21 protein-coding genes are annotated in these 25,937 nt (G+C 52.0%); 9 read left to right on the plus strand and 12 right to left on the minus strand.

Annotation, left to right across the window (positions count from 1 at the left end; genetic code table 11):
• Positions 1 to 514: 514 nt before the first annotated feature.
• Complete coding sequence (gene aroE / locus AACZ40_RS05305) at positions 515 to 1,372, minus strand: shikimate dehydrogenase (RefSeq protein WP_291173709.1); 858 nt, start codon at positions 1,370 to 1,372, stop codon at positions 515 to 517.
• A 236-nt stretch (positions 1,373 to 1,608) separates the two neighbouring features.
• Between aroE and AACZ40_RS05310 the strand changes: the two genes are divergently transcribed.
• The gene (locus AACZ40_RS05310) at positions 1,609 to 2,808 is read left to right on the plus strand and encodes a tetratricopeptide repeat protein (protein WP_291173712.1); all 1,200 of its coding nucleotides are present in this window, start codon (positions 1,609 to 1,611) and stop codon (positions 2,806 to 2,808) included.
• A 21-nt stretch (positions 2,809 to 2,829) separates the two neighbouring features.
• Here AACZ40_RS05310 and metF read toward each other — a convergent pair whose 3' ends face one another.
• Positions 2,830 to 3,723, minus strand: a complete 894-nt coding sequence (metF, locus tag AACZ40_RS05315) for a methylenetetrahydrofolate reductase [NAD(P)H] (protein ID WP_291173715.1) — start codon at positions 3,721 to 3,723, stop codon at positions 2,830 to 2,832.
• 552 nt (positions 3,724 to 4,275) lie between these two features.
• On the opposite strand from metF, the gene ahcY reads away from it, so the two are divergent.
• The 3 genes from ahcY (at position 4,276) to AACZ40_RS05330 (ending at position 6,820) form a co-directional block, all read left to right on the plus strand.
• Positions 4,276 to 5,607 (plus strand): adenosylhomocysteinase, encoded by a 1,332-nt coding sequence (gene ahcY / locus AACZ40_RS05320; RefSeq protein ID WP_291173718.1) that lies wholly within the window; start codon positions 4,276 to 4,278, stop codon positions 5,605 to 5,607.
• A gap of 194 nt (positions 5,608 to 5,801) precedes the next feature.
• Entirely contained in the window at positions 5,802 to 6,509 is a 708-nt protein-coding gene (locus AACZ40_RS05325; RefSeq protein WP_339673533.1) for a TIM barrel protein, read from the plus strand.
• Positions 6,510 to 6,517: 8 nt separating this feature from the next.
• Positions 6,518 to 6,820 carry a hypothetical protein gene (locus tag AACZ40_RS05330; protein ID WP_339673535.1) on the plus strand — a complete coding sequence of 101 codons (303 nt, stop codon included), beginning with the start codon at positions 6,518 to 6,520 and terminating at the stop codon, positions 6,818 to 6,820.
• A gap of 84 nt (positions 6,821 to 6,904) precedes the next feature.
• Here AACZ40_RS05330 and AACZ40_RS05335 read toward each other — a convergent pair whose 3' ends face one another.
• The 3 genes from AACZ40_RS05335 to AACZ40_RS05345 form a co-directional block, all read right to left on the minus strand.
• Positions 6,905 to 7,951, minus strand: coding sequence for a fatty acid desaturase (locus AACZ40_RS05335; RefSeq protein ID WP_291173725.1), 1,047 nt, complete (start codon positions 7,949 to 7,951; stop codon positions 6,905 to 6,907).
• Between the two features lie 320 nt (positions 7,952 to 8,271).
• Entirely contained in the window at positions 8,272 to 9,753 is a 1,482-nt protein-coding gene (locus AACZ40_RS05340) for a sulfatase-like hydrolase/transferase (RefSeq protein ID WP_291173728.1), read from the minus strand.
• A gap of 125 nt (positions 9,754 to 9,878) precedes the next feature.
• A complete protein-coding gene (locus tag AACZ40_RS05345; RefSeq protein ID WP_291173731.1) occupies positions 9,879 to 10,112 on the minus strand; it encodes a SlyX family protein in 234 nt (77 codons plus the stop codon).
• A 117-nt stretch (positions 10,113 to 10,229) separates the two neighbouring features.
• Between AACZ40_RS05345 and AACZ40_RS05350 the strand changes: the two genes are divergently transcribed.
• Entirely contained in the window at positions 10,230 to 11,753 is a 1,524-nt protein-coding gene (locus tag AACZ40_RS05350; protein WP_291173735.1) for an alpha/beta hydrolase-fold protein, read from the plus strand.
• A gap of 26 nt (positions 11,754 to 11,779) precedes the next feature.
• On the opposite strand, the gene AACZ40_RS05355 is transcribed toward AACZ40_RS05350, so the two are convergent.
• The 7 genes from AACZ40_RS05355 to AACZ40_RS05385 all read right to left on the minus strand — a co-directional run bounded on the left by AACZ40_RS05355 (position 11,780) and on the right by AACZ40_RS05385 (position 21,005).
• Entirely contained in the window at positions 11,780 to 12,820 is a 1,041-nt protein-coding gene (locus AACZ40_RS05355) for a ThiF family adenylyltransferase (RefSeq protein ID WP_291173739.1), read from the minus strand.
• A 174-nt stretch (positions 12,821 to 12,994) separates the two neighbouring features.
• On the minus strand, positions 12,995 to 14,164 hold the full coding sequence (locus AACZ40_RS05360) for a hypothetical protein (protein WP_291173741.1): 1,170 nt from the start codon (positions 14,162 to 14,164) through the stop codon (positions 12,995 to 12,997).
• A 277-nt stretch (positions 14,165 to 14,441) separates the two neighbouring features.
• Entirely contained in the window at positions 14,442 to 15,158 is a 717-nt protein-coding gene (locus tag AACZ40_RS05365) for an FKBP-type peptidyl-prolyl cis-trans isomerase (protein WP_291173744.1), read from the minus strand.
• A 257-nt stretch (positions 15,159 to 15,415) separates the two neighbouring features.
• Positions 15,416 to 16,648: an LL-diaminopimelate aminotransferase gene (locus AACZ40_RS05370; protein ID WP_291173747.1), complete on the minus strand. Its 1,233-nt coding sequence runs from the start codon at positions 16,646 to 16,648 to the stop codon at positions 15,416 to 15,418.
• Positions 16,649 to 16,894: 246 nt separating this feature from the next.
• Positions 16,895 to 18,229: a hypothetical protein gene (locus tag AACZ40_RS05375; RefSeq protein ID WP_291173751.1), complete on the minus strand. Its 1,335-nt coding sequence runs from the start codon at positions 18,227 to 18,229 to the stop codon at positions 16,895 to 16,897.
• Between the two features lie 96 nt (positions 18,230 to 18,325).
• Complete coding sequence (locus AACZ40_RS05380; RefSeq protein ID WP_291173753.1) at positions 18,326 to 19,402, minus strand: hypothetical protein; 1,077 nt, start codon at positions 19,400 to 19,402, stop codon at positions 18,326 to 18,328.
• A gap of 379 nt (positions 19,403 to 19,781) precedes the next feature.
• A complete protein-coding gene (locus AACZ40_RS05385; protein WP_291173756.1) occupies positions 19,782 to 21,005 on the minus strand; it encodes a protein-L-isoaspartate(D-aspartate) O-methyltransferase in 1,224 nt (407 codons plus the stop codon).
• A 232-nt stretch (positions 21,006 to 21,237) separates the two neighbouring features.
• Here AACZ40_RS05385 and AACZ40_RS05390 point away from each other — a divergent pair, with 232 nt between their 5' ends.
• From AACZ40_RS05390 to AACZ40_RS05405, 4 genes are all read left to right on the plus strand, one after another.
• Positions 21,238 to 22,032, plus strand: coding sequence for a HEAT repeat domain-containing protein (locus AACZ40_RS05390; protein ID WP_291173759.1), 795 nt, complete (start codon positions 21,238 to 21,240; stop codon positions 22,030 to 22,032).
• Positions 22,033 to 22,473: 441 nt separating this feature from the next.
• Positions 22,474 to 23,073 (plus strand): prepilin-type N-terminal cleavage/methylation domain-containing protein, encoded by a 600-nt coding sequence (locus tag AACZ40_RS05395; protein ID WP_291173761.1) that lies wholly within the window; start codon positions 22,474 to 22,476, stop codon positions 23,071 to 23,073.
• Positions 23,054 to 23,983: a prepilin-type N-terminal cleavage/methylation domain-containing protein gene (locus AACZ40_RS05400; RefSeq protein ID WP_291173763.1), complete on the plus strand. Its 930-nt coding sequence runs from the start codon at positions 23,054 to 23,056 to the stop codon at positions 23,981 to 23,983. Before AACZ40_RS05395 ends, AACZ40_RS05400 begins: the two co-directional genes overlap by 20 nt.
• A complete protein-coding gene (locus AACZ40_RS05405; protein WP_291173765.1) occupies positions 23,967 to 25,934 on the plus strand; it encodes a hypothetical protein in 1,968 nt (655 codons plus the stop codon). Before AACZ40_RS05400 ends, AACZ40_RS05405 begins: the two co-directional genes overlap by 17 nt.
• Positions 25,935 to 25,937 lie beyond the last annotated feature (3 nt).

The raw sequence follows: 25,937 nt of genomic DNA on the forward strand, positions 1-25,937 counted from the left end.
GGCAAAGCGGAGCGAGCAGGAGGTCGCAGCTGCCACATACCATCCAGAATAGGGATTCCTATACCCATTCGGCACGGCCGGACAAGCCGGTCCGTGGCACACGAAAACCTCTCTATTAGTTGCAATATCCCCTATCGGATCAGACGTGCGGGTGCCACCGTCGGCTTGCCCGACGGTGCTGCTACAAACCCCGAGAAACCTCCCGAAGCGGGTTGCCCCGAACCTGTTTTTGGTTCCTGGAACCTTTATTTTAATCAAGAAATATTTCAACTCAATTAATTTAGTGGGTGACACCGAATGAAATTCGGTGTTGTCAGAGACAACAAGAGGTTGCAGTGTAAACGTTGCCCGTTGATCGGTTTTGCCTTACTCTGCCTGGAGCAGGTAGGAAACACGGCTCTGTTTTGAGCGCGTGAGCTGTGACATCCTGCTCGCTGCGCTCGGCCCGAATTTTATTCGGGCTCACCCGAGGTTTCAGGAGATTCGTTCCGGTTAAAACTCTTGTGAGTTTGATTCACACACCGAACACTTCTTCCAGCGCAGCTCGCATCACTTTGGGATCGGGGTCCACGCCGGTCCAGAGTTGAAAGCCGATCACGCCCTGGTTGACCAGCATGCCCAGGCCGTCGAGTGTGGGGCAGCCGATTTTCGCCGCTTCGCGGAGCAGATGGGTCTCCGGGGGATTGGGGATCACGTCCGAGACGATCATGGTCGGTTTGAGTGAACTGAAATCGAGTGGGAAGACTGCGTCTACATCGGGATACAGGCCGATTGAGGTGGCGTTGATTACGACATCCACGTCATCAGCCAGTGTATAATCGCCGTCCCATAATTCGAAGCGGGTGCGCACTTCGGTTTTTTCATCGAGCAGCTTCACCAGCGCTGCGCCGCGCTCGGCACTGCGATTCACGATGGTGATTTCGGCTGCTCCCGCGAGCGCCGTCTCCACGCCAATCGCCCGGGCCGCGCCGCCGGCTCCGAACATGACGATGTTCTTGCCCTGCGGATCGGTCACTTCTTTTAATGACTGCACGAAGCCTTTGCCATCCGTATTCTCTCCCAGCAGATGATCGTCCTGGCGGACAATACAGTTGACGGCCCCCATCATCGCCGCGGCATCACTTATGCCATCCAGGTATTGGATGACCTCCACTTTATGGGGAATCGTCAGATTCGCGCCGCGGAAGCCCATCGCCCATAACCCTTCGACCGCCTGTTCCAGATTTTCAGGAGCAACCTCAATCGTCAGATACCGCCACTCCAGGCCACAATCTTTAAAAGCGGCCTCGATCATGCACTGGGTCGGGTTCTCTGCCACCGGCTGCCCGAAAACGCACGTCAGTTCCTGTTTGAAATTGAACGGCTTCGTCATGATGTTACAAGTTCCCCTGTTTTGTTGAGTATGAAATCGCTGGCGTTGAACCACGGTGGGCTGATCAGAAAAGGCGCGACTCAGAGAATCCATCATACGCGGGCTCGTTTCAAGTCACAACTTTACCCAATCCCCGGATTCCCTGATTGCAGCGGGTCCGCATCCGGCGTAAACTGAAAACTTGAGTAGCGACTCTCTGAATGACCCCCTGAAACCTGTCTGAAAGATTTCGACGTTTGAAAAAGCGATTGTTCATAACGCTGGCAGTGCTTCTGATTCTGTTGCCTGCCTGCCTCTATTTTTTCGTGGGCTGGAATGTGCGATCGAATGCGCAGGTCGCCCTCAGTCGTGCGCAGCGGTTTCTGGCAGAAGGAAAGCCGGATGCTGCCCTTGAAGAAATCAGCTGGCTGCGCTGGTTCGAACCCGAACAGCGCCGCGCACAACTTCTGGCCGGGGAATGCTATTTCGTGAAGCGGGATTATCCGGCGGCCATCAATTTGCTTTCTCAGATACAGGAAACGTCTCCCGATTACCGCAGGGCCTCGTTTGCGCTGGCGCGCAGCTATGAGAATATTGCCAGGCTGACTGAAGCCGAACGGGTTTTGAAAGCGCACCTGGCTGCCTTTCCCGACTCGCAGGAAGCGGTCACACAGCTGCAGTGGATTTACTTCAATCAGTTTCGTCTGCGGGAGCTGGAAGCACTGCTGGAGCGCAGCCTGGATACCTGTCCGAACCAGTTCCTGCTGCTGTATCATCTGCTGAATACCGAACATAAAAACCCGATCGCGCAGGAATCAATCAAACTGCTGAACCGCATCAACGAGAAAGTACCGGGGCAACCTTCGATCATGCGGGCCCTCGGTTACTGTCACTGGAAACTGGGAGAGATCGACCAGGCAAAAGCCTATCTCGTAGCGGCCCGACAGACGGAGCCTCAAAACCGGGAAACGCTGCTGGTCCTATTGGAATTTTATCTCGAGCTGGGAGAACAGGCAGCGGTCCAGCAGCTGCTGACCGATCTGAAGAACCAGCCAGAGGATTTCCAGGAACAGTTGCGGCACGATGATCGCTGGCTGTGGCTGCTCAGTCAGCAGGAGCAACAGCAGGGGAACACATCTGCCGCCCTGGAATTCATCCGGGAAGCTTCGCGTCTGCAGCCGGGAGAGATCCGGTATCTGCAGCAGGAAGCCATGCTCCTGCAGGCGCTGGGCAAAAAAGCGGAGGCGGCGGAGAAGTTTCAGCGCGCCAAACAGCTGGCTGCCAGTCATCGGGAGCTGTATAAAATTGTCTCCAGCGGTGCACTGGAATCGCCGGACGTACAACTGGCAGAGGAAATCGCCGGTCACCTGGAAATGCTGGGCCAGCAGAAACAGGCGGCTGCCTGGCGAAAGCTGGTGTTTCAGTTTCAGAGCCGATCACCAGTGCCCCGGCGTTGACGCCTGCCGTTCCGCTTCTGCCTACGTCGCAATTTTGTCCTGTGTTTCCGGAAAACCGAGTGCATCGAAAATCCGTTTGCAGGCCTGTGAACGATTCAGGACATAAAAGTGAATCCCGGGTACGCCCACTTCCATCAACTGTTCGCACTGGCGGATCGCATAGTTCACGCCAATCTCAAACTGGGCATCCAGATCATCCTGCACTGCTTCCAGTTGACCCACCAGGTCGGCGGGGAATTCGGAGCTGCACATCGACATGATCCGCTGAATACGGCGGTACTCGGTAATCGGCATAATTCCGGGGATGATCGGCCGATTGATGCCTGCCTGCTGACAGCGTTCGCGAAATTGATAAAAATGTTCATTGTTGAAAAACAGCTGCGTATAAATCGCATCTGCTCCGGCGTCGACTTTCCGTTTGAGGTTTGTCAGATCGAAGGCGGAGTCCGATGCCTCGGGGTGACATTCCGGATAGCCGGCAACGCCGATCCCCATGTCGGGAAAGTGCTGGCGAATCAGACTCACCAGCTCATTGGCATATTTCAGCCCCCCATCAGCGGGAACAAATGTTTCCTGGCCGGCCGGTGGGTCTCCCCGCAAAGCCATGATGTTGGTGATGCCTGCATCGACGGCGTTGTGCAGCCATTCTACCAGTTCCTCCCGGGTCGAATTCACACAGGTGAAGTGAGCGGTCGCCGTATTATGCAGCTGGTCCTGAATCAGCGCACAGAGTTCGATAGTCCGTTTACTGGTGGACCCTCCCGCGCCGTAAGTGCAGGATACAAAAGCGGGTTGATAGCGAACCAGCTCTTCCAGCGTTTTAAACAGCTCTGCATCTCCGCTTTCATTACGGGGAGGAAAGATTTCCACAGAGAGGCCAAAAGTTCCATCCTGGTATAATTCACTGATTCGCATTTTGTTTTCTTGTCTTCAGAGGGTTTAAATTCGCACGCCGGGTTCTAGAATAACTGAGACCCGGGCAAGCATAGTGTATAAATTATGTGTTTTGCAGGTCAACAAACCTGTATTTTCTATTGCCAGCCCGGTTCGTATTGCCTATCTTGCAGTCAGGGTAATCACCTTTGATTTCAGACTCCGACGAGGGCAGTTTATGCTTCCTGAATTACAGGAGGCAACAGCGATCTCCGGCTTTCCCTGACTCAGAGTTGAATGTCTTCAAATGGAAGACACCGTTGAGACAGAGAAGTAACTCTATTTCATTACATAATAGTCGATTATGCTGTTTCTGGTCAGTGTGATTTTTCTCCTCTCAAGTAAAACAGCTATAAAAAATGATTCAAGTTGCCAGTGCTTTGCCAAGCTGCAAATTGAGGTTCGGGAGTGTCGTTTACGTGCTCCGTTGTTGCACTCTCGTGATATTTATCGACCCAAAATTTAAAAATGACACTCCACTAGCTATTTGAATACAGATACTCCCCTTTTCTATTGAATCAACAAGGATTGCGAATGTCGACCGAAACCAACTCACTGCCGTACAAAGTAAAGGACTACAGCGCAGAAGAATTCCAGAAGCTCGCTGCCTGGGGTCGTAAGGAAATTGAACTGGCCGAAACAGAGATGCCCGGCCTGATGTCGTTCCGGAAAAAATATGGCAAAGATCAGCCTCTGAAAGGGGCTCGTATCGCCGGTTGTCTGCACATGACGATCCAGACGGCGGTCCTCATCGAAACATTGACCGCCCTGGGCGCAGAAGTTCGCTGGTCCAGCTGTAATATTTTCTCCACCCAGGATCACGCCGCTGCTGCAATCGCCGCGACCGGCGTACCCGTCTTCGCCTGGAAAGGCATGAATGACGAAGAGTTTGACTGGTGTATCGAGCAGACACTGTTCTGGCCCGATGGTCAGGGTCTGAATATGATTCTCGACGACGGTGGCGACCTGACCGTCATGGTTCACGAGAAGTATCCCGAACTACTGAAAGAAATCAAAGGTCTGACCGAAGAAACCACCACCGGCGTGCATCGCCTGCATCAGATGCACGAACAGGGAAAACTGGGCGTACCTGCGATTAACGTCAATGACTCTGTCACCAAGAGCAAATTCGACAACCTGTATGGCTGTCGCGAATCACTGGCTGATGGCATCAAGCGTGCTACCGACATCATGATCGCCGGTAAAATCGTTGTTGTCTGTGGTTATGGTGATGTGGGTAAAGGTTGTGCCGACGCCATGAAAGGCCTGGGAGCCCGTGTGCTGGTCACCGAAATCGACCCGATCTGTGCACTGCAGGCTGCGATGGAAGGTTTTGAAGTCACTACGATGGAAGACGCTGCCAGCCGCGGCGATATCTTCGTGACAGCCACCGGTTGCTGCGATGTCATCTGCGGCGAACACCTCGACAAGATGAAGAATGAAGCCATCATCTGCAACATCGGCCACTTCGATTCCGAAATTCAGGTTGCCTACCTGAAAAACCGTAAAGATATCGAAAAGATCGAAATCAAACCACAGGTCGACAAATTCGTCTATCCCGATGGCAAAGCGCTGATCGTGCTGGCCGAAGGCCGACTGGTCAACCTCGGTTGTGCAACCGGCCATCCTTCCTTCGTGATGTCCAACAGCTTCAGTAACCAGGTCATCGGCCAGATTGAACTCTGGAACGAATCGGACAAATACGAAATCGGCGTCTACATGCTGCCCAAGCATCTGGATGAAGAAGTCGCCCGTCTGCACCTCGACAAACTGGGTGTGAAACTGTCAAAACTGTCTGACAAGCAGGCGGAATACCTCGGGATTCCCGTCGAAGGTCCTTACAAACCAGAATACTATCGCTACTAAGAGCGAACGTACTCTGAAAACCGTATTTTGCAAAACCCTCCCGATCACGATTCTTCGTGGTCCGGAGGGTTTGTTTTTTGCGCCGGGGAAACTTTGATTGTTTCATCGCGGCGGAGTTTTTATAATCGCGGAACCTGACTGGCGTTATACCAGCTCCTGCAAAAACATTTCTTTGAACAGAGAAAGACTGCTTCATGACTCACACCACTTCACGCCGCGACTTTCTGAAACAGACATCTGCTTTGACCGCCGGGCTCGCCTTTTCCAGCTGGACCGGATCCGCGCTGGCGATGTCTTCGCTGAATCAGAGTCTGTTTAAAATCTCGCTGGCTCAATGGTCTCTGCATCGCGCACTGCGTGGCGGAAAGCTGGATAACCTCGACTTTGCGAAAGTCACCAAAGAAGAGTTTGGCATCGATGCGGTGGAATATGTGAACCAGTTCTTCAAAGATAAAGCCGAAGATGAAAAATACCTGGCGGAAATGAACAAGCGGGCTGCAGATGTCGGCGTGAAAAACGTCTTGATCATGATCGACGGAGAAGGGGCGCTCGGCGATCCTGATGCAAAGAAGCGGACCCAGGCGATTGAAAATCATCACAAGTGGGTGACCGCTGCCAAAACACTCGGCTGTCATTCAATTCGTGTGAATGCCCGCAGCAACGGGAGTTATGAAGAGCAGCAGAAACTGGCCGCCGATGGCCTGCGTCGACTCACCGAATATGCCACGCCGTACGGCATCAACGTACTGGTGGAGAATCATGGCGGCCTCTCGTCCAATGGTGCCTGGCTGGCGGGCGTGATGAAAATGGTCAACCTGCCCGAATGTGGAACGCTGCCGACTTCGGAAATTTCGTACTCGATCGCAAAACCGGCGAAGAATATGATCGTTACCAGGGCGTGAAGGAGCTGATGCCCTACGCCAAAGCCGTCAGTGCCAAAACTCATGATTTCAACAAAGAGGGAGAGGAAATCCATACCGACTACCGGAAGATGATGCAGATCGTCCTCGACGCCGGCTACCACGGATATGTGGGAATTGAATACGAGGGCAAGGAACTCGATGAATACGCGGGCATCAAAGCCAGCAAAAAGCTCTTGCTCAAAGTCCGTGAAGAACTGACTCCGGAAGAGACTGCCGATCCCTGCTGCCCTCAGGAAGGTTACTATGCTCCCCGACGTGGTCTGTTCCGTCGTCGTCTGTTTCGCAGATAAGTCGCGGACGGCATACTACCTGATCCAAAAAAAACGCCCCAGTGTCGGAGTGACAACTGGGGCGTTTTGTGTATCTCGCTTACGTTACGAAGCCCGATGGACCTTGGAGACATCGCGATCTGAAAGAATTTCTCGCGCGACGTCCGTTACAAAGTTATCTGCTCCCAGCCACTTTTCTTTTTTCGGAGCAGGGGCCCCGACATTCATTCCCACACCCGGATTCCATAAGGCGGGCAGGGTGTGTTTGATGGCTGACATATAGGTCGTGAAAACAGGATATTTCGTATCGGGATTGTCCGCCTGGTAATTATCCATCTTTTCCACAAGCTTATTATGTGCAATTTTGGGATGACGATGGTGAGGACCATGCACGAAAATATCAAAGTTAATGTAGGTACAGATGCGGGTAATCAGATTCGATCCGATCACGGTTCGGGTACCCAGCAGGGGATCATAACTCTGCATCCCCAGGTGTTCGGTATATTTACGGAAGGTCTGAATCACACTGGCGATCCAGTGAGGAATCACCCAGGCCATCAGGAATGGAACCCAGACGGAATACCAGGCAACGGCACCCAGAATACCTGCCCAGACGACCGCCATCACCGCGTATTCGATCCGCATCGTCTTCATCACTTTCGGGTTTTTGACCGGAGTCTTTCTGCTGAAGCAGAGGCGGCTGTAAACGAAGGGGGAAGTCACGAATCCAAGGGGAAGTTCCAGCCAGCAGAAAATGCGACGAAACGTCAGGGACGTTGTAGGGTCAGAGTAAGGCCATAATTCCCAGTCACCCGGTTTATTCAGATAAGCGTGATGTCGGATATGGGCTTCGCGGTAGGCAGTGTAAGACACGAACAGCATCGTACCGATCGCACGACCCAGCCAGATACTTACCCAGGGCTTACCACAAATACCCTGATGTGATGTTTCATGGAAACAACTCGACCAGCAGAACATGCTGTACGCGGCCACCAGCGTGCAGCCCACCACAAACGGCCAGGCTGTCGTAGGCCACTGCAGAGCCAGAGCCATGATGGCTGCGGAACCAAACAGGGAATGTAAAAAACGGGGAGTTGTCGACTTTGTTTCGAGATCAGAAATCTCTTTTGCGGTAAAAAGTGTCACCGACATGGCACGTACCTCCTGGTTGTGCTCAAACTTTCAAAACGGATCGTTAAAATACGTATCGGAAAGTTGAGTCCATACACCATCAAGTGAAATGCAACATTTGGCCCAGATCACATTGAGACTCGGTAGCATCTGTCTAAGCTACCCATTCTTCCCGACTCTTTAACCATAAGTCGGAAATGGAGGTGATGCATAATTGAAACATGCAACAACAGAGGCAATTTGCACAAAGAGGGCATCTTCTACAGAATATATCGATTATAGCAGTTACACAGACTAATCGCGAGCATTTTTTGTTCCTGTGGACAAAATGAACCGAAAAATTACTGCTTTTGAGAAGGGAGATAGAGGTAAGACTCGGGAAAGCGCTTTTTCGTCATCAAAATCGTCTTGGATTTGCCGCCATTCCAGATATCCCATTGAGGATCAGCATACCGGGAAAAAAACTGGTCCATGCGCTGTTTGAGTTTCTCTCTGGTCTGTTGGGAACCAGGCTGGTCGATCAGGTTACTGTGCTCCCGTGGATCAGCGACCAGATGATAGAGCTCATTCGGCGATTCGTGGTAGCGTTCGATGTACTTCCAGTCCTTTGTACGTATGGCACGTACATTTTCGAATTCATAAAAGACGACTTCCGTCCAGGGAATTTGTTCTCCTTTGAGAACCGGTGCAAAATTACGACCCGGCGTCGCGGGCCTGGCGGGAATTTGATCCTGGAGCCCCAGATAGTTCAGCAACGTGGGATACACATCATAATTGGCTACCATCATTTCCTGCCGTGCTCCGGAAACGATTTTTCCCGGCTGAGAAAAGATGAGGGGAATCGTCATCGTCCAGTCAAAGGCCGTCAGCGGACGTGTGTGATCGCCCATGCCCCAGTAGCCACTGTGGCCACCTGACAATCCCTGGTCTGCCGTGAAAATCACCAGCGTATTCTCACGCAGGCCCAGGTCTTTGAGCGTCTGCATAATCTGGCCCACGCCGTCATCCACTGCAGATACTTCGGCGGCGTACTTGCGAATAATACCAAGGTCGCCAATCCAGTCGCCGTAATTGAAATTCCAGGGCTGAGCCTTTTCCCGGGGGAACGAAGGAAAGGTCATTGTTTCGTATTCCGCTTTGAACCGGTTGCGGATCGGTTCTTTCATCGCCGAACCTAATCCGTAAGGGCCGTTATAAGCCAAGAACAGAAAGAACGGCTTCTCCTGATTCTGCTTAATAAACCTGATTCCATGTTGAGTCCAGAGATCGGTCAGGTACGTCGGTTCCTTACGAATTTTTTCGTCTTCAATCACTTCCTGATCATAAAAACCGGAGCTGCTTCCATGTGGCTTGGTAATCCAGTAGGAAAAGCCTTCCTGCGGATGCAGGTTATCTCCCAGATGCCATTTTCCCGACAATCCACAGACGTAACCAGCGTCGTGCAACACCTGGGGAAGGGACTGGAATTCTTCGAGGGTGTTAAAGGAATCGGGACCGGTCTGAATCCGGGGCCTGAGATAACAGTGCACCCCGTGCTGGCAGGGCATCAGACCAGTCAGAAATGTGGCCCTGGTGGGCGAACAGACGGCGTTATTCGCAAACGCGTTGGTAAACAGTGTTCCCTCTTTCGCCAGCTGATCGATGTGTGGCGTTTTGATGTCCTTGTTACCGTAACAGCCCAGAGTCCACTCGCCGTGGTTGTCTGTCATGATGATCACAACGTTGGGACGCGCCTGTTCTGCCGCCACTAGTAGATCTGTGAAACTGAAATTCAGTAACAGCATCAGACTAAAACAGCAGGCAACAGAATATAACCGGCACATGATGGCAATCCTCCAGGATATCAATCAAATAGAACAAGGTTGATATCAAGCATGAATCATCGCCATCCGCTTTTCAAGCGGTACTCTTCTCACAGCTGCGTTTTTAGTGAAAAACGGAACACAGTCTAATAATGCGGGGGTTTGTCCTGCACCGGATCCGGTCCCTCGTCTTCTGCTTCCAGAGCTCCCAGACGCGAGTCCAGACGTTTCAGAGTCTTGCTCAATGAATCCACGCTGGTATTCTGCTGCAGCACCGCTTCGTTCAACTGTTCAACATCGTGCTGGAGGTGCATCAATATTGATTCCACCTGAGTCAAACGTGCGACCAGTTCTTCCAGACAGGAAGCCTTCTCAGTCATGGTGAAAATCGCCTTTCAGGGAAGCTGCTTTTCCTATACAGTTTGAGAGTTAAAATACCACCTGGATTTTATTGCCTCGCGTTCGACTTTGAAACAACCTGACAGGTCCGATTCCCCATGAATCCACGATTTCGGTCTTCCCTGCTGTTACTCGCATGTACTTCCGTCATTTTCTGCGGGCAAACTCTCCCATCGGAGGCTGCGGAAAATCGCTTCCAGGTGCGTTTCCTGAAATCAATTCATCCGCAGCCTTTCACGGGCCGTGTTTATCTGATTTTCACCCGATCCGGTCGTGAGCCGCGGCTGGGCCCTTCGTGGTTTCAGCCGGAATCCTTCATTGCCCGTGATGTGACCAACTGGCAGCCAGGCGAAGTTCTCGACTTCCATCCCGAAACCGCGGATTTGCTCTCCTATCCGGATCCACTCGCGGAAATGAACCTGGCCGGGTATCGCGTACAGGCAGTCGCACGGTTTAACCCGACGGATCCCAAAATCGGTACGGCACCGGGCAATGGTTTCAGCCAGGTCATTCAGCTGACCGGCGCTTCCCCTGCACTCAATCCCCCACTCATCATTGATCAACTGGTACCGGAAAAACCGTTTACGGAAACAGCGTGGATCAAGTACTTCCGGATGCGCTCACCATTACTCTCCAAGTTTCATGGTCAGGATACAGGTTTCGAAGCCAGTGTGATTCTGCCACAAAGTTATTATCAGCAACCCAGGCGCACCTATCCGGTCATCTATTCCATTCCCGGCTTTGGCGGCGATCATCAGCGCAGCCTGCCACAGGCACCGATTGCCGAACAGAATGCAGGGGGCGTCGAATTTATCCGTGTGCATCTCAACCCGCAATGTCGCTGGGGACATCATGTCTTTGCCGATTCGGCCAACAATGGACCTGTAGGAAAAGCCTTCACCACGGAATTCTTACCCGAACTGGAAAAAGCATTTCGTGCCATTCCCCATTCGCGGGCCCGCTTTTTAACGGGACACTCTTCCGGGGGCTGGTCCTCTCTCTGGCTGCAGGTCACGTACCCCACCCTCTTTGGCGGCACCTGGAGTACTGCCCCTGATCCGGTTGACTTTCGCGACTTCCAGCAGATCAACATCTACGAACCGGGGAACAATGTCTATCGTGATAAAAACAACCAGCCCCGCCCGATTGCCCGCAGAGGAGGCCAGCCCATTCTCTGGTTTGAACCCTTCGCAAAAATGGAACAGGTGCTGGGGCCGGGCGGACAACTTCGTAGTTTTGAAGCAGTTTTCAGTCCTCGCGGAGCAGATGGTGAACCACTCAAACTCTATGATCGGGAAACCGGAGCGATCAACGCGCAAGTGGCAGAAGCCTGGCAAGCCTATGATATTCGTCTGATTCTGGAATCAAACTGGAAACAGCTGGCGCCGGAACTCGCGGGAAAAATTCATGTCTTTATGGGAGAGCAGGATACCTTCTACCTGAATGGCGCTACCCGGTTGCTCAAACAGGCTCTGGAACAACTCGATGCGGACGCTGTCGTGGAAATTCACCAGGGCAGAGACCATTCGAATCTGTTAACCCGTGATCTGATGCTGCGCATCCGCGCGGAAATGGTTCAGGCTTTTCTCAAGTATCAGGCGGAAATCCAGCCGGCAGAATAACATCGCTTCAGCGGAAGGAACTCCTTTTAACTGCCGATGTAGCGGGCATAGATGGTCTTGGCGACCGAGGGATCATCGGTGCCCTTGATGATGGCCCTGCCATCACGGAACAGGCTGATTTCGTAATCGGGGTTTTTCAGATTCAGCCGCAGCAGGTAAGGGTTCACATCCACGCTGCCCGAGTTCTGAAGTTTGACAGCCAGCTCTTCAAACACAATTTTCCCTTTGTCCGCAGGAGAAACCTGGACGGCATTGCGTCCGCAAAGTCGCGTGGTACGGGAACCCTGTTCTCCATTCAGCCAGATCCGTTCTCCCTGGTGGCAGGCTTTGCAGCCACTTTTCTCCCGCAGTTCGGCGACGCTCATCTGCCGTAACGTTCCTTCCCAGACATCCACCACCGTCAACACGGGTTTGATCTGCTCCACCTGACCGGAAAGCAGCTTGATGGCATCGACGGCTTCCAGCGAGGCAATCACATTGACGGTCGGACCCAGAATTCCTGCGGTATCACAGGTCTCGGTACTGCCTGGTTCAGGCGCAGAATCAATCAGGCACCGCAGACACGCCGTCTTGCCGGGCAGGATGGTCATTGTCTGGCCGGTACTGCCGATGCAGCCACAGTAAATCCAGGGAATGCCCAGCTCCAGCGAGACATCATTGATCAGGTAACGGACTTCAAAATTATCCGTTCCATCCAGCATCAGATCGACATTTTCTGCCAATCCCAGAATGTTGGTATGATCGATGTCCTCCACCACCGCTTCAATTTGTACTTCGCTGTTGATTTTTTTGAGCTTTTCAACAGCCGCGATTGCTTTGGGAAGTTTTGCGGCGACGTCGCTTTCATCAAACAGCACCTGTCGCTGCAGATTACTGATTTCGACGAAATCCCGGTCCACGATTTTCAGATGACCGACGCCCGCTCTGACCAGCGTTTCTGCCAGCACGGTCCCCAGCGCGCCACAACCACATAACAGCACACTGCTCTGCATTAATCGTGTCTGGCCTGCTTCACCGAGTTCTGAAAAAAGCACCTGTCGACTGTAACGTTCTAATTCGGGTTTCATTGCCTGTCTGTCCATCTGGTTCGTGTGAATCTGGTTCACCACTATTTTAGCAGGCCGACAGACGGAATACAGGTATCCGGACTCAGATCGAACAAGAACCCGTGCAGGCAGCAAAAAAGGCCTCGCCGCTCCCCGCAGCAAGACCTTTATCAGTTTCAGGAATCCCGTTCCGATTCAGTCCAGGCTGATTTCCTGCAGGACTGAGACAAACTGTGGCTTGATCAGCCGATGCGTCGTATCAGTCCAGCCTTCGGAACTGACTTTCAACGTGATCTTCGGCTTGATCCAGGTCGCCACCTGGCTTGTTTTGACAAAGGGCTTTTTCTGTTTCAATTGGGGCAGACGATTCTGCCATTCCAGTCGAATCTCTTCGGGAAGCTCGCTGCCTCGGATATAACCGGCATACACCAGCTGCTTATTGTAAGACGAAGCGATCAGTACGGCATCAATGGTTCCATTGGGCAATGCCGAGTAACCCACCAGCAGGCAATCAAATTCCATTCTCGGAGCGGTCACGGGTTCTGCTACAGGCTCGGGCTTAGGTTCTTCCTGGGGTGCCGCTACGGCGGCCGCAGCAGCAGCTTTGGCGGCGGCTGCTTTTTTCGCTGCTGCTGCTGACTTTTCTTCTTCCGTTCCCCCGGCGAAGTCATTTAACGCGTCTTCCATATTGTTCGCGCCATCTTCGCCCTCTGCAGATTTGGCCTGATCAACGACGGAAGCCAGCAGATTCACGTTTGCTGTTTTTTTGACGCCCCAGTCTTTGAACAGGGAATTAAATTCGAATCCGCCGACGATCGCGAATGCACCGACGACCAGGGTCAACCCCCAGACTGCCAGATCCAGTTTCCAGACCCCTTTGGGAAAACGGTGTATCGCGGGTCGCCAGATTTTGAACGGTGTCATCACGATACTCAGGATGCTGAAATCCGCCGAGCGGGAAACCGCATTTAAATAAGCGATAAAGTGACCAATTAAAAACATCATCAGACCGACGGTCGCCTGTGTGATCGTCCAGAGACAGAGCTGTCCCGGATCTTCGCAGTAGAAGCGTCCGCCGATACTCAAACCGATGGCAGCGATTGTCCCTGCTCCTGCCACCCAGCCCCAGGCGGGAATCAATTCCCAGATATTCTCAGGCTGTGGTGCTGGTTGCAAAGACTGCCCCTGCACATCGGATTGACCGACGCATTTCCCCAGCTTGGGGTAGTAACCGCATTGGGGACACCACGAAGAGAGTCCCCAGGGTTCAAAGGTGCCACATTCGGAGCAGGTCGGCTGCGTCTGTGACTGTGACTGCTGGAACTGTTGCAGAAGCTGGTCTGTATCTTGTCTTGTATCTGGCATGGCTCAATGACTTTTTGAAGCAGGCGGAGTATGGAGTACGTAGATCAGCACAATTTGTGCGCGACTCCGAACCTTAGCTTACAAAACATCACATCAACACATTTTGAATTCAATAAAACATGGCAGAGGAATGAAAAACTGCACACCCGACTCCAGACAATCCCTGCAACCCCTACAGGCAGACTGATAACGGAACGTAAAAAAATAAGCCGACGCACTTGAATGTACGTCGGCTTAATATTCGCATTGGATCGATCAATCAATCGACCGGGTCAGATCAGTTGACCTTGAGCAGTTCGATATCGAAGATCAGGACTTCGTTGGGTCCGATGTCCGGTCCTGAACCACGCTCTCCGTAGGCCAGATCGCTGGGAATAAACAGCTGCCATTTATCCCCTTCTTTCATCAGCTGCAGGGCTTCTGTCCAGCCACTGATGACACCACTGACGGGGAAAGTCGCTGGCTGATTTCGTTTGTAAGAGCTGTCGAATTCGGTGCCATCGATCAGAGTACCACGATAATGAGTGGTGACGCTGTCTTTTTCGGTGGGAGTTTTTCCCTTACCTGACTTGATGACCTTATACTGCAGACCGCTCTTGGTGGTCTTCACACCTTCTTTTTTGGCATTGGCTTCCAGAAACTTTTTGCCCTTGGTCACGTTTTCAGCCTGGGCCTTTTTCATCTTGGCTTCCTGCTGATCACGCAGTTCTTTCTGGAAGGCTAACAGAGTATCGCGGATTTCTTCCTCTGTCATCTGGGGTTTCTGCTTGGTCATCGCATCCACAATGCCCTTCGCCAGAATTTGAGGATCCAGTTCCAGCTGATCACGCATCAGGTTCTGTCCCAGGTTAAAGCCAATTCCGTAACTGACTTTCTGCTTCTGGTCTTTGAGCGCTGATTTACCGGAATCTGCTTTTTCGTTTTGTGCATTCGCGGAGGCAGAGAAACCCAGGAAAGCGACACTTAAACAGGCAGCGAGATGCCATTTAGACATAAGAAAAACCTTTCGGTGAACAATAAAAACAAGTTTAACGGGAGAGACCATACGAGTCGGCGAGATTCGGCTGGCTGAGTTCGCCCCCGAATTAGCGGGTGATGTATTGCATGGCGTCCTCTTGCGCAGAGGATCTTTGACAATATCAAAGTCTCGATTATATGAGAGTCTCAAGGGAAGTGTCTACAATAAAGCCCCCTTCTCCTTAAAAACAGGGGTTTCTCCTGCTGCTCTCCCGGTAAAACTCACCAGCGGGCTCAGCCGACCACTTTCTGAAAACGGGTGACCGCTTCGTTGATATTATCTCTGGTGTTGAAAGCACTTAACCGGAAATAGCCTTCCCCGGAAGCACCAAAACCACTGCCGGGAGTCCCCACCAGGTGCGCTTTCTGCAGCAGTTCGTCGAAAAATTGCCAGCTGGTTGATTCGCCGGGAGTTTTCAACCAGACATAGGGAGCATTCACGCCGCCATAGACAGAGATTCCCACCGATTCCAGACCCTCACGTAACAGGCGTGCATTTTCCAGGTAGAAGGAAATCAGCCCCTGGATCTGCTGTTTACCCTGTTCCGAATAAACGGCTTCTGCGCCTTTCTGGATGATATAGGAAACGCCGTTGAATTTCGTGCAATGACGGCGGTTCCAGAGTGGGTGAATTTCAGCCGGCTCTCCCTTGGAAGTGGTTCCCTTCAGTTGCTTTGGAACGACAGTGAAAGCACAACGGGTTCCGGTGAAACCGGCGTTTTTGCTGAAGCTGCGAAATTCGATTGCCACATCTTTCGCACCTTCGATTTCATAGATGGAGTGCGGAATCTCCGGATCCGTAATGAATGCTTCGTAAGCCGCATCAAACAGAATGATGGAACCATTGGCCCGGGCATAATCAACCCACTGCTTCAACGTTTCTTTTGTCGCCACGGTTCCCGTGGGATTATTGGGATAACACAGATAAATCAAATCGACCGGTGATTCGGGCAGGGGAGCCACAAAATTGTTTTCGGCTGTCACCGGGAGATAGGTCAGTCCCTCGTAGCGGCCACTTTCATCAGCTGCTCCTGTGCGACCTGTCATCACGTTCGTATCAACATAGACGGGATAAACCGGATCGGTCACGGCGACTTTGTTATTCGCTCCGAAGATATCCAGAATGTTTCCCGTATCACACTTGGAACCATCTGAGACAAAGATTTCGTCTGCTGAGATATCGACTCCCCGCGACTGGAAATCATTCCGGGCAATGGCTTCCCGCAGAAATCCATAGCCCTGCTCAGGGCCATAGCCGCGAAAGCTGCCTGCTTCACCCATCTCATCGACGGCGGCATGCATGGCCTCACGAATGGCTGTCGGCAGTGGCTCGGTCACATCTCCGATGCCCAGTTTGATGACGGGGGCCTGCGGGTTTTCTTCGCAGAATTTATTGACGCGACGTCCGATTTCCGGAAACAGGTAACCCGCTTTGAGCTTGAGATAGTGATCGTTAATAAAAGCCATTTCATGCCTCGAATCTTGATAAATGCTGAACTTAAGACGGTGTCCCGTTTTACTGTAGCGTCTCCAGGGTCATTTGGACCGAGTATCATCGAAAGTAAGACACTCTGGTTAAATGTGCTGCGCTCGAGTGGGAGTATGACAGCCTGGAATTCGTTTCCATTTCAGACAGCCGTTGTATTTTGAATCTTCACGAATTGCAACCGACGCACACGGGAGAGACCCCTTTTCATTAAAAAGGTTCTCCAGCTACTGCAGCGGAAACGGGCGGGGAGAGGCATTCAGCAGAAACTCCTCAGACAGATGCTCGATCTGGGATAAGCCGTTATATTCTCTGATTTTACGCTCACCTGACCAGCGGTCTGCGGCACTTTCATACCGCAGTCTGACTCGTGGTTCTGTTTCATTCTGAGGTTGCCCCTGATCGACTGCTTTGCCGACCGCGATTGCCACACCCAGTTGAAACCGGGCCTGCGGATACAGGGGTGCTCCCAGGTCGGCCAGTGACCAGCGTTCGACGCGCATACGACACCAGCGACTCAGTGGTTGCGGAGCATCCACATAAGGTTGCAGGTCAGGGGGGAGATCCCATTTTGCTTCTTCGTCAATTAGAAATACTACGCGATCATGATGGCTGGCGTATAAACCCCAACTGGGCCAGTGATCGAAATAACCCGTGGGTTCCAGCAGGGGAGCCAGCATTACCAGCCAGATCAGCGTCTGCACGGCTCGTTCCAGGCCGCGATCAGTCGGCGTTGACTGACGATCTTCAACCGGTCTGTCGACAGGCGCCACAGACTTCGGATTCTGAAACCAGGTATGAAACAGAATCAGATCCTGCAGGATGAAATACACGTTCCAGATGAGGACGCCCTGGTAATGATTCAACCCCAGGGGCCCGATGGCGAGCATCAGGGTCAGATGCATGCCGACGGCCGCCCACAGGGCAACTTGTCTTGTGCGGCGGAAGAACAGTCCGAATGTAATCAGGAATTCGCCAAGGGGAAATGAAGCCGCGATCCAGCTCAAAGTCTGTTTCGACCAGTAGGCAGTTGAGATACCGACCGCAGAGAACAGCCCCTCTGCCAGCTGTCGCCCTAAAGTCTGAACAAAGCTGGCATCACATTTGGAGAGTGCCGAATAAAAATAAATGCTGAGGACAAACAGACGAAATAAGGGAATCGCACGAGGCGGTTTAAGCACCGTCAGGATCAGCAGGCCCAGGGCAAACTGATAAGCCCAGGGCTGCAGACGATGTTGATCGAAGACGACTTCCAGCAGAAATGCCAGCAGCAACAGACAGCCACATACCATCTGATAGCGCGGGAAATATTCCCTCTCCGACTTCTTCAGCAGTGACGCGGCCGACAACACCAGGAGACTGACCAGGCTCAGACACATCAGGGCCAGTGAGAACCAGTCGACAGCCGACGGAATCTCACAGACCCAGGCAAAAAGCGGAACCTGTGGGAATAGCGTCTGCGGCGTCCAGAGTTTCCAGGTCAGGCTCAACAGTACCAGCGCGAACAGCGCCATGGTCAACTTGAGAATTCGCAGTTGTAATTTCAGCGGCTCGTGGAACATGGATTGAATCACCGTTTTTGATTCAGATTATACCGCACGTCCAGACGTTTCGCTGCGTACTGATCAATCAACTGTCCGGAATTGCGAAACTTCAGATCAATCCAGCTCTGTGAAGACGGTTCCCTGCGCCGCTTGATCTTCAGCAACCAGCTCGACTGCTGTACCGGGGGAATTTGCCGTTTTGCGCAGAACGGCCATCGCCACGACGGGATATTTACCGAAGGAACTGGCGGCAGAAGTAATCGTGCCAACTTCCTGAGGCGTTTCCTCACCAGCGACCACAACTTTTGTACCAGCAGGAGGAACCCAGGATCCTTCCAGCCCGATCGAGCGAATTTCTTTATTGACGTGTCCTAAAGAGTCGATCCGCGCAATCGGTTCCTGACCGAGATAGCAGCCTTTTTTAAATGAAATCGCCTGTGCATTCCGGCCGGCTTCCTGGGCCAGATTTTCATCGGACAGATCAACGCCATAGATGGGATACTGTGATTCGATCCGGAGTGCATCGAATGCATCATGGCCAGCGGGTACAGCGCCTGCTTCAATCAGGCTGTTCCAGAAATCTGTGATTTTGACATACTGCAGACAGCAGAGATACCCCGGTTGATCAAACCAGTCGACGCGACGCACCGTCAGTCGGGCATCACTGTTGGGCACTCTTAATTGTTGAAACACTTCCAGCGAATCCACGTCGAGATCAAGCTGTTTGAGAATGTCTGTCGCACGCGGCCCTGTCAGATACAGGCTGCCATACTCCTGCGTCCGAACCAAGAGATGGGCGTCTTCCATGATAATATAACGGTCCAGATGTTGAGTAATTTCTTCACTCTGACCGGGTGCCGTATCAATCCAGATCGAATCTCCATGATGAAACGCATTGATCTGCCCCAGGATGCGGCTCTGGACATTTGTCACAAAGGCTTCACATCCCTGATCTGGCTGCAGACCTTTAATATCATTCGTACAAAAATTGTGCAGAAATTTCAGTCGGTCAACACCTGTTAACTCGATCTGCTCTCGATCACTCAAATCAAAGACTGCCGCGGATTCCCGCGCTGCTCGATATTCTTTTTCACGAGAACCGAAATGAGAGGCACGTGGATATAAGTCTTCCGGATGATCAAACACGGCACCGGAAGATTGCTGGTGAACTTGAAACTGACGTAAAGACATTCGTTTTCCAAATGGATCGCTAAATAAGGTAGGGTGTTGGATTTCTCAGCAAAGGCAGGATGATCACATTCCCATAAAAGACATCTTCACTAATAAAATAAGAACGATATTAGTGTACCCGGAGAAAGAAATACTCCCCCCTTTATAAGGTGACTTCATTAGTGATTACAACTTGATTGAAATCAAAAAAAAGCATTTTGTATTCTTACACGTGAGAGATGTGAATTATAACACTATTTTAGAATAAGCGAGTAATTTTCCAAGGTCTGAAAGATGAACTTTCAACAAGATTCGGGGGCTTAAAGAAAATCCTCGGGCTTATGGAAAGTCACTTTCACGATAACCCGCCTCCCCGCACCATTTTTTCAACCAGTTAAAATCAGTTGACCTTTTCAATCTTCAGATCATCCACGTTGAGAATACCTGTTCCGCCATTCAACCCCAGTTGAATGACGGCTTCCCGTGTCTGGGGAGGCACGGTAATGGTTTTCTTTTCCTGGTGCCAGCCACGACTGCCGATCCAGGGCCCCAGATAGGCCTGACCGATATTGCGGCGGATGTCATCATAAAAATGAATGATAAAGCCCGGTTTCTGAAAGGACTGTTTTCCCTGGGCCGTGTTCAGATAACTCAGCTTCAGACTGATTTCCAATGAATCCACATGCGATCCATCAATGGCCATTCCCTGCAGGATCTGTGAAAGCCGTTCGGGAGTCTCGTTTTCGAATTTCAGATAGGAAGTTCCTTCCGGTGCCTGCGAGGTCATCCGGCTTACCCTGCGCTGATAATGCCAGTTATCCACTTTCTGATCGTTGTTGGCATCCACTTCAAAGCCACCATTAATGATTTCCGGCTTGAGCGGATCCGGTTTGACTTCCCGTTTCTCTTCTGAGCGACCTGTCATGGGAACAAAGAGTGTGGGAATCAGACGTTTGTGTTTGAGCTTGCCCTGTTCTTTCTGGAACAGGTGGAAGACCTGCTGATAACGTTCCCCCAGGGGAATCAACAGCATCCCGCCTTCTTTCAACTGATCGATTAAAGGTTGAGGAACTTTTTCCGGCGAACAGGTCACAATGATTTTGTCAAACGGCGCTTGTTCCGGCCAGCCCAGATAGCCGTCACCAATTCGAGTGTGCACATTGTCGTAATCCAGTTTTTTCAAACGAGTGGCGGCCTGCTTCCCCAGTCCTTCCACGATCTCGATGGTATAAACGTCTTTCACCAGCGCCGAAAGTACGGCTGCCTGATATCCACTGCCGGTTCCAATCTCCAGCACTTTGTCATCTGGTTGCGGATCGATGGTTTCCGTCATATAAGCGACGACATAAGGTGGCGAAATGGTCTGCTTATAGCCAATCGGTAATGCCAGATCCTGATAGGCCAGGTGTTTCAGGTTGGGACTGACAAACTCATGCCGGGGAACCTGCCGCATCGAGGAGAGGACGCGAGGATTCTTGATCCCTTCTCCCTCGATATAACGGGTCACCATGTCATTGCGCTGATTTCGAAAATAAGCACTGCCTTGTGAAAAAGCCGTGGCAGGAGTCACAATAAATGAGGAACCGGCGATCACGCACGCGGTCAGAAATAAAAGCTGCCTCATGAGAAACCTCGATGCAGTCTGTGATGGAATAATGGATCGATTTGAACAGGAATCAACAGGAATTATAGCACTTTGAGGGGACTTACGTTAATGGCGATTTCCGGTTATCAATCCGGTTTCAGCAGATTGGAGCCGGATTCTTCAATTCCTATCCCCATAGATCGATGAATACGCTATGATCCGGGTCTAACAGGATTTAGGAAAATTATTTCAGCGGATGGATTCCAGTCAGATGCAAGAGTTTCGTATTGTATTCGCCATGAGCCTGGTATTGTGTGTCTTTTCTCTGGAGGGCTGTGGTGACTCCACTCCTGCTGAGAGTCCACCACCGGTCCCGGCTGAAAATAAGCAACCGGAATCGCAGCCTGAAAAAACCGTGCAGACGGAGCAGGCGACCGTTGAGCCCGTCGATCCCCAGGCAGAAGTCAAAGCCGTTTTTGAAACACTGTTATCGATTCGCGCGGAACCGGACCCTGATGAATGGATGCAGGCTGATAAAAAGCTGAGCGCATTTGGCAAGTCAGCCGTCCCGACGTTAAAAGAAGTCATGTCTCATCCCGACCCGGGTGCCCGGGAACTTGCCAGCATGTATCTGGCCAGCCTGGGGCCGGAAGCCAAAGAAGCGGCTCCCGTTCTCGAGACAGCGCTGCAGGATCAATCACCGTTTACGCAGGTCAACGCGGCTTCCACACTCACGCATTTTCCAGAATATCGCGAGAAGGCCATTCCCGTATTAATCAGTCTGGCAGAACACCCCGACTCGAATACGCGGCTCACCGCCATTTATGCGCTGGGTAATCTGGATTCCCAGTCAGCTGAGCAGTTGAACGCCATCAAAGCGGCCCTCAATGATTCTGACACGGATGTTCAATTAGCGGCGATCAAAGTACTCGGCCAGATGGGGGAACCTGCCAGACAATCTCTCACGGAATTGCAGACGCTCATCGATGATACCGATACGAGTGAGACTCTGCGCGAAGCGGCGCTCTCTTCAAAATCTCAAATCGAGCAGAGTCAGAAAAAATAATTCGCTCCTGCCAGCGTCGCGGGACTGCTCTTTCAGCCTGCCGGTAAGGCTCATTCCATTCAGGCTATAACGATATTGCCGATTGAGAGACCGTTCTCACTGCACGCGCATTCCGAAATATATCGGAGAACCGCAATTTCCCAAGTTCTTGCCCAATTCTGTTTGACTAACAAATTGCGTGAACTACTTTTACTGGCAGAGAGGGGCAACTGACCCGCTCAACGAACACAAACAACGATTTCCTCCGCTTCTTTTTGGAGCGAGGATCTACAGCGCGGCAAGGAAAGCTGGGAGCTTTGAGGGGACCTTGCCGCGCTTTTTTTGTCTTGAAACCATCTGACTTGATGGTGCTGGAACTCAGATCACGTGTGATGCTTCTGATTCCGTCAATCGCATGATAACAGATCAGCACCCTCAAGCGGTATTATTTTGGAAGAGCTCATGGCAACCAGAAAACGATGGTTGCAGCGATCCCGCCGCACCGGATTTACTCTGCTTGAATCTCTGGTCTCTGTGACGATCACAGCGATTGCCGGGACCGCTCTGTTCTCAGCCATTGGCGCTTCGCTGGGCACCAGTTATTCGGCCATGAATCACAATATCGCAACCGGTCTCGCTGACCAGATGCTGGACGAACTTGCTGCGGTCCGATTTCCGGTTACCAGTGATACCAGGCCCGGGTTTCAAAGTTCCCGCGAATACTTTGATGATCTTGATGACTATGACAACTGGTCCTCAACACCGCCCGAAAACAAACAGGGATATTCGCTGGGCAGGGAACCACTCACGATTCTGGAAAGATACCCGATCTCCCGTCCCGCCATGCTGAGTCCTGATTCCGATTTCCTGAACCGGCTGACCCGCGAAGTTACCGTAGAACGAATCCAACCCGCCAGCGATGGGAGCTGGGAAGTAACTCAGACCCACACCAGTTATCGCCGGGTCACTGTCACCATCAAACTGGTTATGAATGCAAACTCACCAGCGCAGGTAATAACGGAGGCAACAAGAATATTCAGTTATGTTCCACTTTCACCCTGATCACCTGAAGGCTGCATCGCCTGTGTTTTCAGAGGTTCTGTTTGACAAAAAACAGACCGGCGTACGTTGCTGCGCGGTACGAAAAGGGAACTGCCGTCGGGCGTTCACGCTTGTCGAACTGTTGATGTCCATGGCGATCTCTTCCATGCTGATCGTCGCGCTGGCCGGCATTGTCACCGCGACGCAGTCCGCCTGGCAGCATACACGGGGCATCGAAGATTCACAGTCGCAGATCAATGCGACCTTTGATCGCATCAAACTGATGATCTCACAGGCAGGCGTTTATCATATCAGCGGACAACCTCCCCGCGCGGGACTGGCAGTCGTCACCAACTCCTGGAACAGCATTGATATTCCCAACACACTTGTAGTCTGGTCCGGGGGGCGTCAAGGCGGACTCAGCGCGCAGGGAACGATTACCCGGCTGCCTCAACTGAGTGAGATCCTGATCTATACCGTCGACCCGGCTGATGCACATAACCTGATTGAAATCGCATTTCCAGATGCAAATACCACGATCGACTTCAACAGCGCCTCCTTCAATAACACAATCCGTTCTGCCATCAATTCGAGCCAGGCGGAATCAGCGCTGCTGAGCAATCGGGTCAAATGCAGCCAGTATCTCCTCTCCGGAACACCCTGGGGACCTGCCGTTGGCAATGTTTTTTTCAGCCTGGTCAAAACCCCCAGCGATTCCAGTCTGGGCAGCGTCTCTCCGGGAACAGCGGCCTGGATGAATCTTGCCTGGCCACAGGGAACCGCCAGCGCCAGCAGTGGCCTGCGCCAGGTAACCGTGAACTGTGAGGTGCAGTTCGAAACAGCAGAACAGACAGACCTGAATGAAGTCAACTCCACTTCCGCCCTGCCATTTTTTGCATCGGGTACGAGGTACTATGCATACACGCCATAAAGCAGCACGTCTACCAAGCAGGAAGGCGATTGATCAAAATCAATGCCGGCGGTCGGTTGCTGTGCGCGCTTCGCGCGCGGGGATCTCGCTGATCCTGGTGATGTTTGCTTTAAGTATGTCGCTGGTGTTGACCTACTCATTTATCCAGACCCAAAGCGTACTCATCCAGATCAGCGAGAACAGCTCCAGACAGGATCTCGCCAGAAATGCAGCCCGGGCTGGTATCAGGGATGCTTTAAACCGATTGAATTCACTGGCATGGACTGGCGTGAACGATCAGTATCAGCGCGAGTTTCTGTCTGACTCTGATGGAGACTGCACGTACTCGATTTCCTTCGAAACGATCGGCGGATCCATCGGCTCCGTGCTGGAACTCAATGTCCACTCGCTGGGCGCCTGGACTTCAGCCACGAACAGCAACATGCGATCGGAATATCAGATCACCGCAAAAATGCGGCTGGTTCCCAGGCTGACAGGTCGCTCGATTCTGCCTGGCGATTCAGCAACCGCCACGGACCAGATCACAAATCCTGGTGATTACGACCAGATCCGACTATACGCGCTGTTTGCCGAAACCGGCAGCAGTTCACTCATTCTGGATCCCTGCGATCGCATTGATGGCAACATCTGGCTGTATGACAACCTGGTCCTCTACAATGACCCTGCCTGGAGTTCATCTGTCAGGGAGGAATTTCTGGAAGACGTGGGAAATCGGTTTGTAACATTTCCGGCAGGTTCGTCTAACCTCTCAGAAACCACCATTTCTTACCCGCATCCGATTGCAGGATCCGTGACCTATTATGATTACCCTTCCAGCTCAAGCCGAAGTGATTTATCGGACTTGAAACTGCACTGGTCGACATCCAGTAACCGTCTGCGGATTCCCAGTACCAATTTTTCTGCATACTCCAGCTATCGCCTGTATGAGGGAGGACCACTCTACCAGGCCGTTTCGCTGAATTCGTCTTTATATAATGTGACATTGAAGCCGACACCCGATAACCCGCTGGGCATTTTCTACCGGAGTGGCAGCCTCAATGTTTACGACAACGTCGTGATTCAGGGAACACTGGTCGCGACGTCAAAAATAACGTTCCATGGCAAAGGCATCCACGTTACCGCATTCAACTGGAAAGGCTCTGACGGCGGACCACTGGTGCACAGTGCCGATCTCTGGCCGAGACTGCCATCCGTGGTGGCAGGTAATGTGGAATTTATTCGTGAAACACAGACCACCCTCGAAGGAGCCGTCGTCTGTCAGGGTAACGTGGTCGGAGCCGGCGGTTCTGTGGATTACCCGAATGTCTCCAACATCACATACACGGGCACGGCCACCGCAGTTTCTGTGGAACAGCCTTCCAGCATCGTCACACTTCGGGAATACCGGCTACTCGATCTGATCTCGGCGAATGGAAAATATGCGATCTGGCTGGAAACCACGGGAACCGGACAAACCGGCGCGACCGGATCCTGGTATCCGATCACCGGAGTCGACAATGCACGCCAGCAGGTGACCGTGCGCGGCGAGATCGATATCGCCTCACCCACCGGCTATCAGATCAAACGACACAAGCAGGAATTGACACAGATTCGTGGTCCCATTTGCGCTGAAACATTCGATTTTAATCGACTCGATGAATGGGTGCTTTCCAGTTCGTCCTGGTATGACCGTAAAAACAGGTGGGATTATGAAAACGACCTGCGACGTTATTTTGGTTACTCCGAACTCGGATTCAGTGAGTGGCTGGAGAGCCCTTACAACTTTCCCGGCTGGGGGTCGTACTACCAGACCTACGGGCTCAACCTGGAACCGACACTGCATATCCAGCATTTGAAAGATCAGGCCTATCGCTGGGAACCACCGTTATTTCAACCATTTGATGGCAGTAATACAAACCCGGAGTTGTCCGGCTATCGCTGGTCACTGATCGACTGGAAAGAAACTCAATAATTC

The organism is uncultured Gimesia sp., assembly GCF_963972345.1.
In the GTDB taxonomy this organism is placed as follows: Bacteria; Planctomycetota; Planctomycetia; order Planctomycetales; family Planctomycetaceae; genus Gimesia.

Excerpts from the sequence above, each read along its gene's own strand:
- aroE (WP_291173709.1), bottom strand. The coding sequence starts at position 1,372 with ATGACGAAGCCGTTCAATTTCAAACAGGAACTGACGTGCGTTTTCGGG.
- metF (WP_291173715.1), bottom strand. The coding sequence starts at position 3,723 with ATGCGAATCAGTGAATTATACCAGGATGGAACTTTTGGCCTCTCTGTG.
- ahcY (WP_291173718.1), top strand. The coding sequence starts at position 4,276 with ATGTCGACCGAAACCAACTCACTGCCGTACAAAGTAAAGGACTACAGC.
- AACZ40_RS05325 (WP_339673533.1), top strand. The coding sequence starts at position 5,802 with ATGACTCACACCACTTCACGCCGCGACTTTCTGAAACAGACATCTGCT.
- AACZ40_RS05330 (WP_339673535.1), top strand. The coding sequence starts at position 6,518 with ATGCCCTACGCCAAAGCCGTCAGTGCCAAAACTCATGATTTCAACAAA.
- AACZ40_RS05335 (WP_291173725.1), bottom strand. The coding sequence starts at position 7,951 with ATGTCGGTGACACTTTTTACCGCAAAAGAGATTTCTGATCTCGAAACA.
- AACZ40_RS05340 (WP_291173728.1), bottom strand. The coding sequence starts at position 9,753 with ATGTGCCGGTTATATTCTGTTGCCTGCTGTTTTAGTCTGATGCTGTTA.
- AACZ40_RS05345 (WP_291173731.1), bottom strand. The coding sequence starts at position 10,112 with ATGACTGAGAAGGCTTCCTGTCTGGAAGAACTGGTCGCACGTTTGACT.
- AACZ40_RS05350 (WP_291173735.1), top strand. The coding sequence starts at position 10,230 with ATGAATCCACGATTTCGGTCTTCCCTGCTGTTACTCGCATGTACTTCC.
- AACZ40_RS05355 (WP_291173739.1), bottom strand. The coding sequence starts at position 12,820 with ATGAAACCCGAATTAGAACGTTACAGTCGACAGGTGCTTTTTTCAGAA.
- AACZ40_RS05360 (WP_291173741.1), bottom strand. The coding sequence starts at position 14,164 with ATGCCAGATACAAGACAAGATACAGACCAGCTTCTGCAACAGTTCCAG.
- AACZ40_RS05365 (WP_291173744.1), bottom strand. The coding sequence starts at position 15,158 with ATGTCTAAATGGCATCTCGCTGCCTGTTTAAGTGTCGCTTTCCTGGGT.
- AACZ40_RS05370 (WP_291173747.1), bottom strand. The coding sequence starts at position 16,648 with ATGGCTTTTATTAACGATCACTATCTCAAGCTCAAAGCGGGTTACCTG.
- AACZ40_RS05375 (WP_291173751.1), bottom strand. The coding sequence starts at position 18,229 with ATGTTCCACGAGCCGCTGAAATTACAACTGCGAATTCTCAAGTTGACC.
- AACZ40_RS05380 (WP_291173753.1), bottom strand. The coding sequence starts at position 19,402 with ATGTCTTTACGTCAGTTTCAAGTTCACCAGCAATCTTCCGGTGCCGTG.
- AACZ40_RS05385 (WP_291173756.1), bottom strand. The coding sequence starts at position 21,005 with ATGAGGCAGCTTTTATTTCTGACCGCGTGCGTGATCGCCGGTTCCTCA.
- AACZ40_RS05390 (WP_291173759.1), top strand. The coding sequence starts at position 21,238 with ATGCAAGAGTTTCGTATTGTATTCGCCATGAGCCTGGTATTGTGTGTC.
- AACZ40_RS05395 (WP_291173761.1), top strand. The coding sequence starts at position 22,474 with ATGGCAACCAGAAAACGATGGTTGCAGCGATCCCGCCGCACCGGATTT.
- AACZ40_RS05400 (WP_291173763.1), top strand. The coding sequence starts at position 23,054 with ATGTTCCACTTTCACCCTGATCACCTGAAGGCTGCATCGCCTGTGTTT.
- AACZ40_RS05405 (WP_291173765.1), top strand. The coding sequence starts at position 23,967 with ATGCATACACGCCATAAAGCAGCACGTCTACCAAGCAGGAAGGCGATT.